The 17,650-nt window shown below is 74.0% G+C and carries 12 protein-coding genes; 1 reads left to right on the forward strand and 11 read right to left on the reverse strand.

Annotated elements, in window-relative coordinates:
* Nucleotide 1: 1 nt before the first annotated feature.
* The 10 genes from BM064_RS21455 to BM064_RS21500 form a co-directional block, all read right to left on the reverse strand.
* A complete protein-coding gene (locus BM064_RS21455; protein ID WP_092863670.1) occupies nucleotides 2-484 on the reverse strand; it encodes a (2Fe-2S)-binding protein in 483 nt (160 codons plus the stop codon).
* Nucleotides 481-1,353 (reverse strand): FAD binding domain-containing protein, encoded by an 873-nt coding sequence (locus tag BM064_RS21460; protein ID WP_092863672.1) that lies wholly within the window; start codon nucleotides 1,351-1,353, stop codon nucleotides 481-483. The genes BM064_RS21455 and BM064_RS21460 overlap by 4 nt, the downstream gene beginning before the upstream one ends.
* A complete protein-coding gene (locus tag BM064_RS21465; RefSeq protein WP_092863675.1) occupies nucleotides 1,350-2,075 on the reverse strand; it encodes a class II aldolase/adducin family protein in 726 nt (241 codons plus the stop codon). The genes BM064_RS21460 and BM064_RS21465 overlap by 4 nt, the downstream gene beginning before the upstream one ends.
* On the reverse strand, nucleotides 2,072-4,414 hold the full coding sequence (locus BM064_RS21470; protein WP_092863678.1) for a xanthine dehydrogenase family protein molybdopterin-binding subunit: 2,343 nt from the start codon (nucleotides 4,412-4,414) through the stop codon (nucleotides 2,072-2,074). The genes BM064_RS21465 and BM064_RS21470 overlap by 4 nt, the downstream gene beginning before the upstream one ends.
* Nucleotides 4,411-6,735 carry a xanthine dehydrogenase family protein molybdopterin-binding subunit gene (locus BM064_RS21475; RefSeq protein WP_092863681.1) on the reverse strand — a complete coding sequence of 775 codons (2,325 nt, stop codon included), beginning with the start codon at nucleotides 6,733-6,735 and terminating at the stop codon, nucleotides 4,411-4,413. The genes BM064_RS21470 and BM064_RS21475 overlap by 4 nt, the downstream gene beginning before the upstream one ends.
* Nucleotides 6,725-8,647, reverse strand: coding sequence for a TRAP transporter permease (locus BM064_RS21480; protein WP_092863684.1), 1,923 nt, complete (start codon nucleotides 8,645-8,647; stop codon nucleotides 6,725-6,727). The genes BM064_RS21475 and BM064_RS21480 overlap by 11 nt, the downstream gene beginning before the upstream one ends.
* 217 nt (nucleotides 8,648-8,864) lie before the next feature.
* Nucleotides 8,865-9,854, reverse strand: coding sequence for a TAXI family TRAP transporter solute-binding subunit (locus BM064_RS21485; protein ID WP_092863687.1), 990 nt, complete (start codon nucleotides 9,852-9,854; stop codon nucleotides 8,865-8,867).
* A 273-nt stretch (nucleotides 9,855-10,127) separates the two neighbouring features.
* Entirely contained in the window at nucleotides 10,128-11,138 is a 1,011-nt protein-coding gene (locus tag BM064_RS21490) for an NADPH:quinone oxidoreductase family protein (protein ID WP_092863690.1), read from the reverse strand.
* Between the two features lie 14 nt (nucleotides 11,139-11,152).
* Nucleotides 11,153-12,829, reverse strand: coding sequence for a class I adenylate-forming enzyme family protein (locus tag BM064_RS21495; protein ID WP_092863693.1), 1,677 nt, complete (start codon nucleotides 12,827-12,829; stop codon nucleotides 11,153-11,155).
* A 90-nt stretch (nucleotides 12,830-12,919) separates the two neighbouring features.
* Nucleotides 12,920-14,197: an amidase gene (locus BM064_RS21500; RefSeq protein ID WP_092863696.1), complete on the reverse strand. Its 1,278-nt coding sequence runs from the start codon at nucleotides 14,195-14,197 to the stop codon at nucleotides 12,920-12,922.
* A gap of 177 nt (nucleotides 14,198-14,374) precedes the next feature.
* Between BM064_RS21500 and BM064_RS21505 the strand changes: the two genes are divergently transcribed.
* The gene (locus tag BM064_RS21505; protein ID WP_092863699.1) at nucleotides 14,375-15,268 is read left to right on the forward strand and encodes a helix-turn-helix domain-containing protein; all 894 of its coding nucleotides are present in this window, start codon (nucleotides 14,375-14,377) and stop codon (nucleotides 15,266-15,268) included.
* A 255-nt stretch (nucleotides 15,269-15,523) separates the two neighbouring features.
* Here the strand turns inward: BM064_RS21505 and BM064_RS21510 are convergent, their stop codons facing one another.
* Nucleotides 15,524-17,563: an NADH:flavin oxidoreductase gene (locus tag BM064_RS21510; protein ID WP_092863702.1), complete on the reverse strand. Its 2,040-nt coding sequence runs from the start codon at nucleotides 17,561-17,563 to the stop codon at nucleotides 15,524-15,526.
* Between the last annotated feature and the right edge of the window lie 87 nt (nucleotides 17,564-17,650).

The following is a 17,650-nucleotide window of genomic DNA, read 5'->3' on the forward strand; positions in this document are numbered from 1 at the left end:
TTCAGGCGGGGGCGGCGGTCCGGGCCCCGGCCCAGGCGCGCACCGCCTTGAGGATGTTCACATAGCCCGTGCAGCGGCAGAGGTTGGAGGAGAGGACCTCGACCAGCTCCTCGTCGCTCATCTCCGGGTCCCGCTCCAGCGCCGCCACCGCCAGCATCAGGAAGCCGGGCGTGCAGAAGCCGCACTGCAGGGCGTGGTGGTCGATGAAGCTCTGCTGGAGGGGATGCAGCGTCTCGCCCTCGGCCAGGCCCTCGACGGTGCGGATCTGCGCGCCCTCGGCCTGGTGGGCGAACATCAGGCAGGACCGGACGGGGGCGCCGTCGACGATCACCGTGCAGGCGCCGCAGACGCCATGCTCGCAGCCCAGGTGCGTGCCGGTCAGGCGGCAGTCCTCGCGCAGCGCGTCGGCGAGGGTTTTTCTATGCTCCACCTCGATCGCGTGAGGCCGGCCGTTCACGGTCAGGGTGACGGGATGCTTGCTCATGCGGGGCTCTGGGCGGTCAGGGCGGCGGCGAGGGCGCGGCGGATCGCGGTCCCGGCCAGGTCGCGGCGGTAGTCGGCGGGGGTGGCGGGGTCGCCCATCGGGTCGAGGCCGGGCATGACCGCCTCGGCGACCTCGGCGAACAGCGCCTCGGAGGGCGGCTGGCCCTCCAGCATCGCCTCGGCCTGGGCCAGGCGGCGGGGGCGGTCCTCGACGGCGCCGAGGCCGAGGCGGACGTCTTTCATCAGCCCGCCGTCCAGCGTGACCACCGCCAGCGCCATGCCCAGGGCGAAATCGCCGGCGCGGCGGTTGAACTCGTAGAAGCCGTGGCGGGCGGCGGGGGCCAGCAGGGGAAGGGAGACGGCGGTCAGCATCTCTTCCGGCTCGCGCGCGGTGGTCATCGGGCCCTCGAACCAGTCGGCGGCGGCGACGTCGCGGGGGCCCTCGGGGCCCTCGAGGTGCAAGCTCGCGTCGAGGGCGGCGGCGACCAGGCACCACTCGGAGGCGGGGTCGGAGTGGCAGAGGCTGCCGCAGAACGTCCCCCGCTCGCGGATCGGGACGTGGGCGATGTGGCGGCAGACGTCCGAGAGCAGCGCGCCCAGCGGGTTGGCCGTGACCGGCCGGCGGAAGGCGGTGTGGCGGGCCGCGGCGCCGATGCGCAGGGCGCCCTCGGCCTCCTCCACCCGGTCGAGGCCGGGGATGGCGTTGATGTCGATCACGTCCGGCGGGAAGGCCACCCGCAGCGCCATCATCGGCGTCAGGGTCTGGCCGCCGGCGAGGATCAGCCCGCCCTCCTCCGCGGTGGCGGCGAGCAGGCTCACCGCCTCGGCCACGCTGCCCGGGCGGTGGAGGATGAAGGGGGCGGGCTTCATTCTGGGGCTCCTGAGGTGGAGGAGAGATCGGCGGTCCAGTGGCTCCAGCAGCGCTCGATCGCGCCGCGGGCGACGGCGCCGGACTGGGCCGCCTCGCCGGGGGAGAGGGGGCGGAAGGCGCCGCCAAGCGCCCGGGCGCGGCGCTGGTGGTCGGCGTCGCGGCAGGCGTGGACGGCACGGAAGGCGAGCTCGCGCGGGTCGGCGGCCACCACCACCGCGCCATGTCCCCGCATCAGCGCCATCGGCGCGTTCCCCAGCGTCTGGGCGAGGCAGGCCGCCTGCGCGGGGTCGCAGACCAGCATCCCCGTGTCCCCGAAATGCGTGGCCGAGTCCCAGACCGGGACCGCGCCCCCCATCCAGCCGCCGGTCTGGCTGACCGGGACCAGCGGCACGTCCGACAGGCAGAAGGGCAGGATCGCGGGCGCGTGGTGGTGGACGACGGCGTGCACGTCCGGGCGCTGGGCGTAGACCTCGGCATGGATCCAGCGTTCGGCGAAGAGGGGGCCGGGCGCCTCGGCGCGGACGCCTCCCGAAAGGTCGTGGGGCAGGAAGTCCGCGGCCCGCGTGGCGCTGGGCGGCTGGGCGGCGGTCAGCCAGAACACGCCCGGGTCCGAGGGATCGCGGACCGAGGCATGCCCGAAGGCGTCCAGCACGCCCTGCGCCACCAGCAGGCGGTGCAGGAGGGCGAGGTCGGCCAGAAGGGCCTCGGGGCGAGCGGTCATGCGGCGCTCCTGGCTGCGCGCATCAGGGCGCGGAGGTCGGCGGGCGACAGCGGCGCCCGGGCGGCGTGAAGGCCGAGGTCGGCGCAGGCGTCGTCGACGGCCGACAGCACCGCGGCGGCGATCGGGATCACCCCGCTCTCGCCCACGCCCTTCAGGCCCAGCACGTTCAGGGGGCTGGGGCTCTCGCGGTGGAGGATCTGGAGGGGCGGCATCTCGGCGGCGGTGACCATCAGGTAGTCGGCCAGCGTGGCGGTCAGGGGCTGGGCGTCCTCGTCGAAGATCATGCGTTCGTAGAGCGCGCCGCCGAGCCCGTGGGCGACGCCGCCCGCCACCTGGCCCTCGACGGTCATCGGGTTGACCATCACCCCGCAGTCATGGGCGAGGACCAGGTTCAGGACGCGCACCCGGCCGGTGTCGGGGTCGACCTCGACCTCGGCCACGGCCGTGCCGTTGGAATAGGCCATGGCGGGGACGTCGACCTGGGCCGAGGCCTCCAGCCCCGGCGTGTCGATGCCCGGCAGGGGGAACCCGGGCAGGCCGGCGGCGGCGGCGGCGAGCTGGGCGAAGGTCCGGAACCGATCCTCCGCCCCCTTGATCGCCACCCGGTCGCCGGCGATGTCGAGGTCGTCGGGCGAGACCTCCAGCAGGTGCGAGGCGACCTTCAGCAGCTTCCCCCGCACCTCCAGCGCCGCGGCATGAGCCGAGGCCCCGGCGGTCACCGTCTGGCGGCTGTTGAAGCCGCCGAAGCCCAGGGATTGGCGCGTATCCCCGCAGGTCACGTCGATCCGCGAGAGGTCGCCGCCCAGCTGCTCGCCCGCCACCTGGGCGATCATCGTGGCGGTGCCCTGGCCCATGGCGGCGGCGCCGGTCGAGATCAGCACCCGGCCCGACCGCGCGATGCGCACGGTCGCGGTCTCATAGGGCCCGCGGCCGGTGCCCTCGACGTAGTTGGCGATCCCGATGCCCCGCCGGCGGCCCTGCGCCCGGGCCTCGGCCTGGCGTGTCGGAAAACCGGCCCAGTCGGCGGCCGCCTGCGCCTCGGCCTGGGTGGCCGGGTAGTCGCCGCTGTCGAGCGCCGCGGCCTCGCCGCCGCGCATGCGCATCGGTTTTTCGCAGGGCATCTGCTCGGGGCGGACGAGGTTGCGGCGGCGGATCTCGTCTCGCGGGAGCCCCAGCGCCATGGCCGCGCGGTCCAGCAGACGCTCCATCACGAAGGCGCCCTGGGGCTGGCCGGCGCCGCGGATCGGGGTGACGGGGACCTTGTTGGTCAGCGCCACCTGGATGTCGAGCCGGTAGGCCGGCACGTTGTAGGGCATCGGCAGAGTCACCCCCGCCCCGTAGGCCACGTTCAGACCCCGCGGCGTGTAGGCGCCGTGGTCATGCACCAGCGTCCCGCGGATGCCGAGGATACGCCCCTCCGCATCCAGCGCCATCTCCATGGTCCAGTCCTGGTCCCGCTCCTGGCAGGTGGAGAGGAAATGCTCGCGCCGGTCCTCGACCCATTTCACCGGGCGGGACAGCAGCAGGGAGGCGGCGGCGACCGCGATCTCCTCCGGATACGTCACCAGCTTCGGCCCGAAGCCGCCGCCGAGGTCGGGGGCGGTCACGAGGACGGCCTCCTCCTCCCGCCCCAGCAGGCCCGCCAGCGCACGGCGCAGGGCGTGCGGGGTCTGGGTGGAGGACCACACCTCCAGCCGCCCGGTCAGCGCGTCGGGGCGGGAGAGCACGCCCCGCCCCTCCAGCGAATGCGCCCCGCCCCGGTGCACCTGGTAGGCGCCCTGCACGACATGGGGGGCGGAGGCGAAGGCGGCGTCGACAGGGCCGTAGTCGAAGCCGAAGCGGGCGACGCGGTTGTGGGGCAGGTCGCGGTGCGCGGAGGGGGCGCCCTCGGCCAGCCCCGCGACCGCGTCGGCGACGGCGGGGAGGGGGGCGTAGTCGACCTCCACCAGCTCGGCGGCGTCCTCGGCGAGCGCGCGGGTGTCGGCGATCACCAGCGCCACGGGCTCGCCGACATGGACGGTCTCGGCGTCGACCAGGACGGGGCGGTCGAGCTGGAAGGCGAAAGCGGGGGAGGGCAGGGCGGTGACGAGGCGGTCGGAGGTCAGGACGGCGCGCAGGTCGGCAAGCGTGAGCACCGCGTGGACGCCGGGGAGGGCGCGCGCCTCGGCCGCGTCGATGCCCTCGATGATCGCGTGCGCGTAGGGGCTGCGCACGAAGGCGGCGGCGAGGCAGCCCTCGGGCGCGAGATCGTCGAGGTAGCGGCCGCGGCCGGAGACCAGGGCGCGGTCCTCGATCCGGGGGACGGAGCGGCCGAAAAGCTTGCCGGGGGCGCGGGTCATGGCGCGGCCTTCAGCGCGGCGCGCAGGCGCTGGGGCGTCATCGGCAGGCGGGTGACGAAGCCGGGGCGCTGGAGGGCGTCGTCGATGGCCGCCGCCACCGCCGCGCCGGCGGCGTTCACGCCGGCCTCGCCCGCGCCCTTCAGGCCCAGCGGATTGAGGGGCGAGGGTGCATCCTCCCGGATCAGCACGTCGAGCGGGGGCATCTCGGCGGCCGTCACCATCAGGTAGTCCTGGAAGGTCACCGACAGGGGCTGGCCGTCGGGATCGTAGGCGAATTCCTCGAACAGGGCGCCGCCCAGGCCCTGGGCGAGGCCGCCCTGGATCTGCCCCTCGACCATCGCCGGGTTCACCGCGCGGCCGACGTCGTAGGCGACCGCATAGCGCTCGATCCGCACGCCTCCCGTCTCGCGGTCCACCGCGGCCTGGGCGATGTGCACGCCGTAGGGGTAGTTCATGTGCTTCGAGTGGAACCAGGCGGAGGCGGAAAGGCCGGGCTCGCGCTCGCCGCGATCCGCCGAGGCCGGCCCCAGCTTCGCCGCCAGCACGCCAAGCGGGATCGAGGCGCCGGAGGGGGCGGAGGCCTGGCCCTCGATCAGGTCGAGGGTGTCCGCAGGCTCGCCCAGCAGGGCGGCGGCGAACTCCAGGGCCTTGTCGCGCACGGCCTCGGCGGCGCGGCGGGCGGCCTCGCCGGTCATCACCGTGACGCGGGAGGCGTGGGCGCCGAAGCCGAAGGGGATGCGGGCGGTGTCGCCATGCAGGACCCGGACCCGGCGGTAGTCGCAGCCCAGCGTCTCGGCGACGATCTGGGCGACCGCGGTCTCCATCCCCTGGCCGACCGAGGCGGCGCCGGTCAGCACCTCGACCCAGCCCGCGGCGTCGACGGAGATTTCCACAAGTTCCGAGGGGCCGAGGCCGCTCTTCTCCACGAACATCGCAAGACCGCAGCCGACCGCCTCGCCGGCCTCCCGGCGCCGGGCGCAGGCGGCCTGCATCCCGGCGTAGCCCGAGAAATCCAGCGCCCGGGTCAGCAGGTCGTCGTAGAGGCCGGAGTCGAGGATCACCTCGGATTCCAGCGCCGAGAGGCCGCGCTCGTAGGGCATCTCCTCGGGCGCGATCAGGTTGCGGCGGCGCAGTTCGGCGGGATCCAGCGACAGGCGCTGGGCGATGGCGTCCATCAGCCGTTCGCGCACGAAGGAGCCTTCGAAGCGCCCCGGCGCGCGGTAGGTGGCGGCGGGGGTCTTGTTGGTCAGGCGGTAATGGGCGACGGCGCGGTAGGCGGGAACCCGGTAGGGGCCCAGCAGCAGGCCGATGGTCATGTCGGCGACCCGCGCGCCGTGGGTGCGCACATAGGCGCCCTGGTCGTGGTGCAGGACCTCGTCGATCGCCAGCAGCCGGCCCTCGCCGTCCACCGCGGCGCGGATGGCGTGGGTCTGCTCGCGCGAGTGGTTGGCGGCCATCATGTGCTCGCGCCGGTCCTCGATCCACTTGACCGGGCGGCGCAGGCGCAGGGCGGCGAAACAGACCAGCAGGTCCTCGGGGTAGATCTCGCCGCGCACGCCGAAGCCGCCGCCGACGTGGTTCTCATAGAGCTCGACGGCCGAGGGGGGCAGGTCGAACAGCTCCGCCAGCCGGTCGCGGTTCCAGTGCGGGCGCTTGGCGGCGCCGTGCAGTTCCAGCACGCCCCGCGCCGCGTCGAAGCGGGCGAGCAGCCCGCGCGTCTCCAGCATCACCGCCGAGTGGCGGCCGATGGAGAGGTCGAGCTCGACCACATGCGCGGCCCCGGCGAAGGCGGCGTCGACCTCGCCGTAGCCCTTGCGGATCACGGTGGGCTCGGTCGAGAGGCCCGGCGCCCAGTCGGAGGGGGGCTCGACGGCCGAGAGGGCGGGGGGAAGGTCCTCGACCTCCACCATCACCAGCTCGGCGGCGTCCTCGGCGCGGTAGGGGTCGTCGGCGACGACGAGCGCCACGGGCTCGCCGACGTAGCGGACGACGTCGCGGGCGAGGGCGGGCTGGCAGTAGGGCTCCAGCCCCTGGATGGCGGTGGCGCGGAAGGGGATCGGGGGCAGGGCGCCCAGGTCCCCGGCGGTCCAGACGGCGACGACGCCGGGGGCGGCGCGGGCCTCCTCGACGTCGATCGCCACGATCCGGCCGTGGGCGTAGGGGGAGCGGACGACGCGGGCGTGCAGCTCCCCGGGGAAGGAGAGGTCGGCGACGAAGCGGCCCTCGCCCCGGACCAGCGGGCCGTCCTCCAGCCGGGGGACCGAGCGGCCGATCCAGCTTCGGCGGTTGCGGGCCCCGGCGGGCAGGGCGTCAGCGGGCATCGGGAACCTCCGCCGCCTCCGACGCGAAGCTTCGCCGGGCGAAGAGCCCGCCGGCCGCGGCCAGCGCCGCCCCGATCAGGCCGGCGACCACGCCCGGCGCCAGCAGGAACAGCGCGCCGACGGCGAAGGCGAGCCGCGTGACCCCGGGCAGGGGCCGGCGCACGAAGCCCTCGGCCGCCATCGAGATCAGCACCACCGCGGCGGTGGTGGTGACGATGGCGGTGACGATCGAGGGCAGGTCGGCCATCAGCAGCACGCCCGGTCCATACATGAAGGCGAAGGGCAGCACGAAGGCCGCCACGGCCATCTTGCAGGCGGTGGCGGCGATGGCGATGGGATTCGCCCCCGCGATGCCCGCCGCCGCATAGGCCGCGACCGCCACCGGCGGCGTCATCGCCGAGAGCACCGCATAATAGAGCAGGAACAGATGCGCTTGCATCAGCGAGAACCCGTATTCCCCCGTCAGCGTCGGCCCCAGCAGGGCGGCGGCCAGCGCATAGGCGGCCGGCGTCGGCATCCCCATGCCCAGCAGGATGGTCATGGCCCCCGCGATCAGCAGCGTCAGCAGGGTCGAGGAGCCGGCGATCAGCACCAGCAGCTCGGCCACCTTGCCGGCGAGCCCGGTCATGGTGATCCCGCCGATCACCATCCCCGCCGCCGCGCAGGCCCCGGTGACCGCCACCATCGACAGCGTCGTCTGCCCGATCCCGTCGTAGAGCGCGCGCAGGGAGAACGTCCGGAACCGGATCGCCCAGATCGCCAGGATCGAGGCGAGGCCGAACAGCGCCACGTAGGTGGGCGTATAGTGCTCGGCCAGCGCCCAGCACAGCACGCCCAGCGGCGCGAGGAACAGCCAGCCCTCGCGCAGCACCGGGCCGGGGCGGCGGATCCGGTCCTCGGGCAGCGCGTCCAGCCCCAGCTTGCGGGAGCGGAAGTCCACCTGCAGGAACACGCAGAGATAATAGAGCAGCGCCGGCACGATCCCCGCGATGACGATGTCGACGTAGGGAATGGCGGTGAACTCGGCCATGATGAAGACCGCGGACCCCATCACCGGCGGCAGGATCGAGCCGCCGGTCGAGGCCGCGACCTCCACCCCGCCGGCCAGCCGCGCGTCGTAGCCCAGGCGCTTCATCGCCGGGATGGTGACTGAACCGGTGGTCACCACATCCGCCGTCGGGCTGCCCGAGAGCATCCCGAACAGACCCGAGGAGCACACGGCGACCTTGGCCGGCCCGCCGGGGCGGCGGCCGGTGAAGGCGGCGGCGATGTCGAAGAAGAAGGCCCCGCCGCCCGCCTTCTCCAGCAGGGTTCCGAACATCACGAAGAGGAAGGCGTAGGTGGCGGTGACCTGGATCGGGGTGCCGAAGATCCCGTCGGAGGTGAAGACGGTCACGTCGAGGAAATGCGCGAAGCTGATGTAGCCGTGCTTCAGGGGCCCGTCGAAGTGATGGCCGGCCAGGTTGTAGGCCATGATGATCACCACGATCAGCGTCAGCCCCACGCCGACCGTGCGCCGCGCCGCCTCCAGCGACAGGGCGAGCAGGCCGTAGCCGAAGATCCACCAGCTCAGCGGCAGGGGGTCGAACAGGGTGATCCGCTCGGCCACCGCCTGCATGTTCCAGGCGAAGAAGGCGAGACAGGCTAGGCTCGCCCCCGACAGGACCCAGTCGACGCGGCTGGGGCGCGTGGGGTCGGAGCGCTCGCGCGCGCCGACCAGCAGGAACAGCAGCGTCAGCATCAGGCACAGGAACACGATGGTGCGCGCCAGCATGTCCCAGGTGGACCAGGTGGCGGCGTAGATCGTGTAGGCCGCGACGCCCACGGCGAAGGCCTGCGCGATCCGGGCGAGGGGACCGGCCCCGAACTGGCGGCGGACGCCGGTGGTCACGGCGAGGCGGGCGAGAAGCATCGTGGGAGCGTCCGGTCTGTCGATCAAGTCGCCCGGCCGGAGGCCGGGGAGGCTGGTCCCCCGGCCGGAGGCCGGGGAGGCAGGTCAGCCGGCCCGGGGCCGGAGAAGCGGTCTGCCGGCCCCTGGCCGGCGGGGCCGCGCCCGGCCCGCGGTGGGCCGGGCGCGCGGGGCAAGCGCACTCGCGCCCTGCGCGGGGGCCTCCCGCGCCGGGCGGCGATCACATCAGGCCGGCTTCGCGGTAGGCGCGCAGGGCGCCGGGGTGGAACTCGATCACCGACTGGTCCTTCATCCCCTCGGGGGTGAAGCGCTGCATGGCGGCCGAGACGGCGGCCATCTTGTCGGGATTGTCGAGCATCGCCTTGGTGACGGTGTAGGCCGTCTCCTCGTCCATCGAGGCGTCGGCGAAGAGGATGATCGAGGTGGTGACGGTCTTCACCGCCTCGTCGCCGCCGGGATTGGCCTCGGCCGAGATCGTCCAGGGCTTCAGCGAGTATTTCTCGATCACCGCCGCGGCCGCGTCGTCGGGCACCGACAGCAGCTTCAGCGGCGTCGCCGCGGTCATCTCGGCGAAGGAGCGGTGGCCCTCGAACAGCGTGTTGGCCAGCAGGTCCGCGCGGCCGTTGATCATCAGGTCGGTCTGCTCGCCCGAGGCCTGGAACTGGACCGAGCCGCCCCATTCCTCGACGTCGGCGATGGTGACGCCCAGCGCCTCCAGCGTGCTCTCGGTGATCGCCGAGGTCAGCAGGCCCTTGCGGTTGAAGACGATGCGCAGCGGCGGCTTCTTCTGCGCGATGTCCGCCAGGCTCTCGAGCCCGTATTCCTCGGCCACGTCGGCGCGCGCGATCCACCACACCGGGGCCCAGTCGTAGAGGACGGCGATCGCCTGCAGCCCCTCGACCGGGGCCTTGAACGGCTCGGTCCCGGCCTTGGCGAAGGCGAGGTCGCCGTCGTTGGCCATGCCGAAGGCGCAGGCGCCGTTCTTGACCTGGACCACGTTGGCGAGCCCGCCCGAGGAGGTCTGGTAGGTCATCACCGAGCCCGGCGCCTCGGCCTTCAGCGCGGCGTCGAGGCCCGCGCCCACCAGCGACCACAGCCCGCCGGGGCTGGCGCCGCAGACGCTTTCGTTGACCTCGGCCGCCGACAGCGGCGCGAGCGGGACGGCGAGCGCTGCGAGCAGCGCGCCGGTCTTGAGGGGGGTGCGGATCATCGTGCGTGGCTCCCAGCTGGTTCGAGCGGCCCGCCGTCGTTCTGCCTGCGCGGCTGGGCCTCCGCGTCGTGGAGTGATGCAAGCACGGTCCTGAACGGATTTCAACGAAATATCCCGTTTTTGGGACGACTCTCGAAAATGGTCCTGTTTCTTGGGCAGTGTTGTCCGGATTTTCAGCGGAGCGACGGCGCGCGAGGACGCCCCCGGCGACGGGATCGCCGGGGGCGGGGGCCGAGTCGGCTCTCGAGACGTCGGGGGGAGGGCGGCGGCCTGTCAGCCCTCGCCCATGCGCAGCGCCACGCGGCCCTGGGCGCGGCGGGCGCGCAGGTCCTCCATCGCCGTCGCGTAGTCGGCGAGCGGGTAGGCCGCGACCGGGCGGGGCGCGATGCGGCCGGCGGCGGCAAGGGCGAGGACCTCGTCGAAGCAGGCGCGGACCTGCGCGGGGCGGCGTTTGCGGTAGTCGGAGATCTGCAGGCCGCTGACCTCGATGTTCTTGACCAGCAGGTAGTTGGTCTTCAGCTCGGCGATCCGCCCCGCGGCGAAGCCGACCACCACCAGCCGCCCGCACCAGTCGAGCGCGCGCACCGCCGCGTCGAAGACGTCGCCGCCCAGCGGGTCCACGATCACGTCCACGCCCCGCCCGCCGTTCAGCGCCTGCACCTGCGCGCGCAGCGACGCGCGCAGGTCGGGGGCCGAGAGGTCCACCGCCCCGTCCGCGCCGGCGGCCAGCGCCGCCTCGGCCTTGGCCATCGAGGACACGCCCGCCAGCACCCGCGCGCCCGCGGCCTTCGCGAGCTGCACCGTGGCGTCGCCCACCGCCCCCGAGGCGCCCAGCGCCAGCACCGTCTCGCCCTCCGCCAGCCGGCCGCGGGCGTGGAGCGCGAACCAGGCGGTGTCGTAGGCGAGCGACAGCGCCGCCGCCGCCTCGAAGCCCACCGCATCGGGCAGGACGTAGCACTGGTCGGCGGGGGCGAGGCAGAACTCGGCGTAGCCCCCCTGCTCGGCCATCGCCAGCACCCGGTCGCCGGCGGCGAGGGTCGTCACGCCCTCGCCCACCGCCTCGATCGTGCCGACGGGGCCCTTGCCGGGGGAGAAGGGGCGCGGCGGCAGGAACTGGTATTTGCCCTCGATCACCAGCAGGTCGACGAAGTTCACCGGGGCGAGGGCCACGCGCAGCAGAACCTCGCCGGGGCCGGGCGTCGGGACCGGCGCCTCCTCGACCTGCGCGAGGCCGGGGGCGCCGAAGTCGCGGACCATAACCGCTTTCATGAGCACGGCTTTCATCGGGACCTCCGGTCTCAGCCGCGGAAGCGGATCGGCTGGGGGGCGAGGCGGCCCGCCGCGATCTCCGGCAGCAGGGCGCGCTTGAGCATCTTGCCCGACGGGCCCAGCGGGATCTCGGGCACCTGCAGGAAGAACTCGGGCATGTCGTAGCGCGACAGGCCCTGCGCATCGAGATGGGCGAGCAGCCCGTCGGGGTCGATCTCGGCGCCGTTGCGGGGCATGACGACCAGGCAGACCTTCTCGCCCAGCCGCTCGTCCTTCACCGGCAGGGCGGCGGCGCGCTCGACGCCCGGGAAGCGGTCGGCCAGCGCCTCGATGCGGGCGGGGTGGATGTTGTGGCCGCCGCGGATGATGATGTCCTTGATCCGGCCGGTGATCTGCAGCCGGCCCTCGGGGTCGAGCCGCCCGAGGTCGCCGGTCAGGAACCAGCCCTCGCGGTTGAAGCTGCGCTCGGTCGCGGACTGGTCGTCGAAATAGCCCAGCATCAGCGAGGCGCCGCGGCCGCCGATCTGGCCGATCTCGCCCTGCGGGGCGAGGCGGTCGGGATCCTCGACGTCGAAGATCGCGATCTCGTAGCCCGGGCAGGCGCGCCCCGAGGTGCCGGCGATGGCGGCGGGCGGGTCGCCGGGCAGGGTGTAGTGGTGGGAGCAGGCCTCGGTCATGCCGTAGCCGCTCTGGGGCCGGACGCCGTAGGAGAGCAGCCCCTCCACCAGCGGCCGCGGCGCGGCGGCGCCGGAGATGCGGAACCCGTGCAGCGAGGGCAGGGCGGCGTCGCCGGCGGCCTCGATCTCGGCCAGCAGGTCCATCGCGTGGGCGGGCACGCCGAAGACGAAGGTCGCCCCCAGCTCCCGCAGGCGGGCCAGCAGCGAGGCGCCCTTGGGCAGGTCGTGGATGGCGAGCTCGGCGCCCGTCAGGATCCCCAGCACCATCGCCCCGAAGCCGAGGTTATGGCTCAGCGGGCTGAGCGTGTAGATCACCGAGGCCGCGTCGAACCCCCAGTCCCCGGCCAGCGCCCGCGCGTTCGCCAGCAGCGTGTTGTTGGAATGCATGACCCCCTTGGGCTTGCCCGTCGTGCCCGAGGTGAAGGCGAGGTAGACCACATGGTCCGCGGCGCCGGCCGGCGGCGGCGCGGGCGCGTCCGTGGGGCGGAAGGCGCCCGCGATCTGCGCAGCCGAGCGCGGCGCGGGAGGCGCCAGAGCGATCACCCGGCGCATCGAGGGCAGCGCCCCGGCCCGCGCGAAGACGTCGGCGCGCCCGGCGTCGGCGCCGTAGCCGGTCTCGGCCACCAGGGCGGCGGCGTTCATGCGGACCAGCAGCTCCTCGATCTCGGCGACCGTGTGGTTGCGGTGGAGGGAGGGGCAGCAGACCCACCCCTCGCGCGAGCAGGCGAGCAGCACCGCCGCCGTCTCCACCCGCGGCGAGAGCCAGGCCGCCACCCGGTCGCCCGGGCGCAGGCCCGCGGCGCGCAGGTCGGCGGCGACGGTTTCGGCGAGCGCGGCCAGCTCGGCCCAGGTCAGCACGCAGCCGCCGTCGCGGATCGCGACCGCGTCCGGTCGGGCCTCGGCCTGGGCGCGGGCGAGGTCGTGAAGCGTGTCCTCGGCCCAGAACCCCTCGGCGCGGAACTTTTGCAGGTCGGAAAAGCTCAGCCGGGTCAGCAGGTTCTGAGAGAGGGGTGCGGTGCGCTCGCCCATGCGTTCCTCCGTCGATGCGGTCTCGGCCGCCGGTACTTCGATGGCGCCCGGCGAGGGGCGCCGGATGCGGTGGGCCCCGGGGGGGGCGCGTCAGGCGAGCGCCGCCTCGGCCCACAGGGCGGTAGAGAGCAGCGCGCGGTCGCGGTAGCGGGGGCCGATCAGCTGCAGGCCCAGCGGCGCGGGGGCGCCCGCGGGCATCGGCAGCGACAGGCTCGGCAGGTGCAGCAGGGTCCACAGCTCCTGCAGGCGCGGATCGCCGGCCCAGGCGTGGCCCTCGGGCGCCGGGCCGGGAGCGGTGGGCGTGGCGAGCGCGTCGACGCCCGAGAGCAGGCCCGCGCAGCGCTCGCGGAAGGCGTCCACGGCCTCGCGCGCGGCCAGGTAGTCGGCGGCGGGGATCGCGAAGCCCCGCTCGCAGACCGCCAGCGTCTCGTCGGAGAGGCGGTCGCGGGCCGCGCGCCATTCGCCCGCGAGGTCCCGGGCCCGCTCGTAGGCGTTGATCGTGGCGCGATGCTCGGTGATGCGGTCGAAGCCCGGCGGCGGGGCGACGGGGACGATGCGGGCGCCGGCGGCGGAGAGGCGCGAGAGGGCGGCGTCGAAGGCCGCCTGCGTCTCCGGCTCCACGGTCTCCTGCAGGTGGCTCGCGAAGAGGCCCAGCGTGGGGGCGCCGGCCGCCTCGGCCTCGGCGTCCGAGACCAGCGCCGCATGCGCCGCGGCGGCGTCGGCGACAGAGCGGGTCAGGATCCCGACCGTGTCGAAGCTGTGGGCGGCGGGCTTCATGCCCGCGACGGGGTATAGCCCGAAGCTCGGCTTGAACCCCACGATCCCGCAGAAGGCCGCCGGCCGCAGGACGGAACCGCCGGTCTGGGTGCCGAGGGCGAGCGGGACCATCCCGTCCGCCACCGCCGCGGCCGAGCCCGAGGACGAACCCCCGGGCGTGCGCGAGGTCGCGCGCGGGTTCAGCACCGGAGTCGGCTGGGTTCCCGCGAACTCCGCCGTCACGGTCTTGCCCAGCGGGATCGCGCCCGCCAGCCGCGCCAGCCCCACGCAGCCCGCGTCCCGCGCCGCCGGGCGCGGATCGCCGGCGCGCGAGCCCATGCGGGTCGGCAGCCCCGCCACGTCCAGCACGTCCTTGACCGCGAAGGGCACGCCGGCGAGGGGGCCGTCGGTCGGCGCGGTCCCGGCCGCGGCCAGCGCCGCCTCGGCCCCCACCTCGACGAAGGCGCGCACCGCCACGTCGCGGGCGGCGATGCGGGCGAGGCAGGCCTCGACCGCCGCCTGCGGCCTCGCCCGGCCCGCGCGCACGGCGTCGCGGATCTCGACGACCCCCGGGGCGGCGTCGGCACGGTCGAAGGGCGCGGGGCGGGTCATCGGGGCTCCGGAGCTCGGGACGGGCGGCGCACAGGCCGTGTCGCCTGCTCTCGGTCTGTGCCAAAAAAAGGACGAGCGATCAAGAATGGAATTCCGGCGCGGGCCGCTTCGGATTCGGGGTTGTCCGCGGGCGTCTTGCCGTCGATACCGTTTTCCGGACCGAGACGGAGGGACCGGGTGAGCCTGCAATACGAAGAGATCGGCCAGCGGCTGCGCGCGTTCCGGCTGGGCTCCGGCCTCAGCGCCGAGGAGGTGGCGAAGCGCATCGGCATCTCGCGCACCGCGCTCTACCGGTTCGAGAAGGGCGAGGTCGTGAAGATCGAGACCCTGACCTCGCTGGCCGACCTTCTGGGGGTGTCGCTGGCGACCCTGCTGGGGGTGGAGATCGAATATCTCTCCAACGCCGTGACCTATTTCGAGCGGCTGCGCCAGCTCGAGGAGACGGCCGACCGCATCGTGGTGCTGGCCGGCCCGATCTCGTTCCTGCTCGCCTCCGAGCGCTTCGCGGCGATGCTCGAGGAGATCCTGCGAGAGACGGTGGCCGAGGACATGCCCGGCCGCGACAAGGCGCTGGCCGACATCGCCCGGATCATCGCCATCCTCGCCGAGCGCAAGGAGATCTACGCCCGCCGCCGGCCCGCCATCGTCAACCTGATCTCGGCGGTGGACGTCGAGCGGATGGTGCGCTCGGGCTTCGCCGGCCGCACCTTCGTGCGCGAGCATGTGATCGCCGAGCGCCGGGCGCTGGCGCGCGCCGAGCTCGCGCATTTCGCCTCGATCATCGAGGCAGAGCCGATCGGGGTGCAGATCGGCCTGGTGCCGGGCACGCTGCCCCACACCGGCTTCCAGATCTTCCGGGCGGGGGACCGAAAGACGTTGTCGATCAGCCCCTTCCGCCTGGGCGAACAGCCCAACGTCTCGCTGGGCGTGGCGATGATCACCTCCACCCAGGAGGCGGTGACCCTGCACGAGCGGGTGGTCGACGAGCTCTGGCGCCGCGCCCTGAAGGGCAAGGAGGCCGCCGCCCACATGCGCGAGATCATCGCCGCCGCCGAGGGCGAGGGCCGCTGATCCCGCCGGGCCTCCCGGCCCGGCTCTCCCCCGCCGTCCACGCGAGACGCCCGCCCCACGGGCGCCCCGGACTTGATCCGGGGCCTCTCGCGGCCCGCCGCCTGTCGCAGCCGCCGGGACAGGCCCCGCCGCCCGACCCGGTCCCCCGGGCCGCATGCGCCCAAGCCCGCCCCGCGCCGCGAGCCGGACCGACCCCACGGGCGACGCGCCCGACGCGGCGCCTCCGCCCGCCAAGCGCGCGGCGCCCGTGCCGGTTCAGAGCGTCCGCGCCAGCCTCAACGCGTCGTAGATCGCCGCATGAGTGTTGCGCGCGGAGACGGCGTCACCGATGCGGAACAGCTGGTAGGCGCCCTCGGGGTTGCGGGCGACCGTCTGCGGGCGGCGGGCGATCAGCGCCTCGTAGTCGACCTCGCCGAGGTTCGAGGACCCCGGCCGCAGCTCGAAATAGAGCTCGTCGAGCGGGCGGGTGCCGTGGTTGACCACCACCTGGTCGACCTGCCGCTCGCGCCGCGTGGGGCCGTAGTCGCTGCCCAGCACCGCCGTCAGCCCGTTGCCGTCCCGCCGCACGGCGTCGAGCCGCCAGGCGGGCGTGAAGGTCACGTCCAGCGCCTGGAGGAGGCGCAGCGAGGGGGTCAGCGACATCGCCATGACCTCGGGCACGATGGCCCGGTCGCGGCCCACGATCTCGACCTTCGCGCCGGCGGCGGCCAGCTTTTCGGCCGCCTGCAGCGCCGGGTAGTCGCCGGCGTCGTCGTAGATCAGCACGTTGCGCCCGGGCGCGGCGTCGCCCGAGAGGATGTCCCAGGCCGAGACGACGAGGTCGTTCCCCTCGCCCAGCACATCGACATGCGGCAGGCCGCCGGTGGCGACGATCACCGCGTCGGGCGCGTCGGCCAGCGCGGTTTCGGCATCCGCGAAACTGTTGAAGCGGAAGGCGACGCCCTGGCGCTCGCATTCGTCCATGCGCCACTGGATCAGGTTGAGCATCTCGCGCCGCCGCTCGGTCAGGGCGGTCAGGCGGATCTGGCCGCCGGGGCGGGGGGCGGCCTCGTGCACCGTCACGGCGTGGCCGCGGGCGGAGGCGACGCGGGCGGCCTCCAGCCCTGCGGGGCCGGCGCCGATCACGGTCACGCGGCGGGGCGCGTCGGTGCGCTCGATCTCGTGGGGCTGTTCCAGCTCGCGCCCCGTCGAGGGGTTGTGCAGGCACAGCGCCATCCCCCCCTGGTAGATCCGGTCGAGGCAGTAGTTCGCGCCGACGCAGGGGCGGATGCGGTCCTCCTCGCCGCGCAGGATCTTGGCGACGATATGGGGGTCGGCGACATGGGCGCGGGTCATGCCGACCATGTCCAGCTTGCCCGACGCGATGGCATGGCGGGCGGTGGCCACGTCCTGGATCTTGGCGGCGTGGAAGGTGGGGAACTGCGTCGCCGCCCGGATCTCGCCCGCGAAATCCAGGTGCGGCGCGCTCGCCATGCCCTGCACCGGGATCACGTCCGTGAGCCCTGCGTCGGTGTCGATATGCCCCCGCACGACGTTGAGGAAGTCGACCAGGCCGGAGTCCTTCAGGCGACGCGAGATCTCCAGCCCGTCCGCCTTGGTCAGGCCGCCGGGCAGGTCCTCGTCTCCGGTGTAGCGCACGCCGACGAGGAAATCCTCGCCCACCCGCCGGCGGATGGCGCGCAGGGTCTCCATCGTGAAGCGCAGGCGGTCGTCGAGCGACGGCCCCCCCCAGGGCGGCGCCAGCGCGTTGGTCAGGGGCGACCAGAACTGGTCCATCAGGTGGCCGTAGGCCTGGATCTCGATGCCGTCGAGGCCGGCGGCGGCCATCCGCTCGGCCGCGGCGGCATAGTCCTCGATCAGGCGGGCGATGTCCCAGTCCTCGGCGGCCTTGGGGAAGGCGCGGTGGGCGGGCTCGCGCTCATGCCCGGCCGAGACCACCGGCAGCCAGTCGGCCTTGTCCCACCGCGTGCGTCGGCCGAGGTGGGTGAGCTGGATCATCACCGCGCAGCCATGCTCGTGACACTCGTCCGCCAGCTCCCGCATCCATCCCACCACCTCGTCCTTCCAGGCGAGGATGTTGTTGAACACCGGCGGGCTGTCGCGCGAGACCGAGGCCGAGCCCGCCGTCATCGTCAGCGCCACCCCCGCCCGGGCCCGTTCCGCGTGATAGGCGCGGTAGCGGGCCTTCGGCATCCCGTCCTCGGGATAGGCGGGCTCGTGGCTGGTGATCATCAGCCGGTTCTTCAGCGTCAGATGCTTCAGCTGGTAGGGCTGCAGCAGCGGATCGGTGCTCATCTCGGCCTCTCGGGAACGGTTTGGGGTCGGCGGCGGGTTCGGAGGATGCGCGCCCCGGGCTTGACCCGGGGCCTCGCGCGGCCCGCT

It is taken from the genome of Albimonas pacifica, from assembly GCF_900113695.1.
Taxonomy (GTDB): Bacteria; Pseudomonadota; Alphaproteobacteria; order Rhodobacterales; family Rhodobacteraceae; genus Albimonas; species Albimonas pacifica.

Bases quoted from the DNA above. Each gene is read 5' to 3' on its own strand.
- BM064_RS21455 (WP_092863670.1), bottom strand. From the start codon at position 484: ATGAGCAAGCATCCCGTCACCCTGACCGTGAACGGCCGGCCTCACGCG.
- BM064_RS21460 (WP_092863672.1), bottom strand. From the start codon at position 1,353: ATGAAGCCCGCCCCCTTCATCCTCCACCGCCCGGGCAGCGTGGCCGAG.
- BM064_RS21465 (WP_092863675.1), bottom strand. From the start codon at position 2,075: ATGACCGCTCGCCCCGAGGCCCTTCTGGCCGACCTCGCCCTCCTGCAC.
- BM064_RS21470 (WP_092863678.1), bottom strand. From the start codon at position 4,414: ATGACCCGCGCCCCCGGCAAGCTTTTCGGCCGCTCCGTCCCCCGGATC.
- BM064_RS21475 (WP_092863681.1), bottom strand. From the start codon at position 6,735: ATGCCCGCTGACGCCCTGCCCGCCGGGGCCCGCAACCGCCGAAGCTGG.
- BM064_RS21480 (WP_092863684.1), bottom strand. From the start codon at position 8,647: ATGCTTCTCGCCCGCCTCGCCGTGACCACCGGCGTCCGCCGCCAGTTC.
- BM064_RS21485 (WP_092863687.1), bottom strand. From the start codon at position 9,854: ATGATCCGCACCCCCCTCAAGACCGGCGCGCTGCTCGCAGCGCTCGCC.
- BM064_RS21490 (WP_092863690.1), bottom strand. From the start codon at position 11,138: ATGAAAGCCGTGCTCATGAAAGCGGTTATGGTCCGCGACTTCGGCGCC.
- BM064_RS21495 (WP_092863693.1), bottom strand. From the start codon at position 12,829: ATGGGCGAGCGCACCGCACCCCTCTCTCAGAACCTGCTGACCCGGCTG.
- BM064_RS21500 (WP_092863696.1), bottom strand. From the start codon at position 14,197: ATGACCCGCCCCGCGCCCTTCGACCGTGCCGACGCCGCCCCGGGGGTC.
- BM064_RS21510 (WP_092863702.1), bottom strand. From the start codon at position 17,563: ATGAGCACCGATCCGCTGCTGCAGCCCTACCAGCTGAAGCATCTGACG.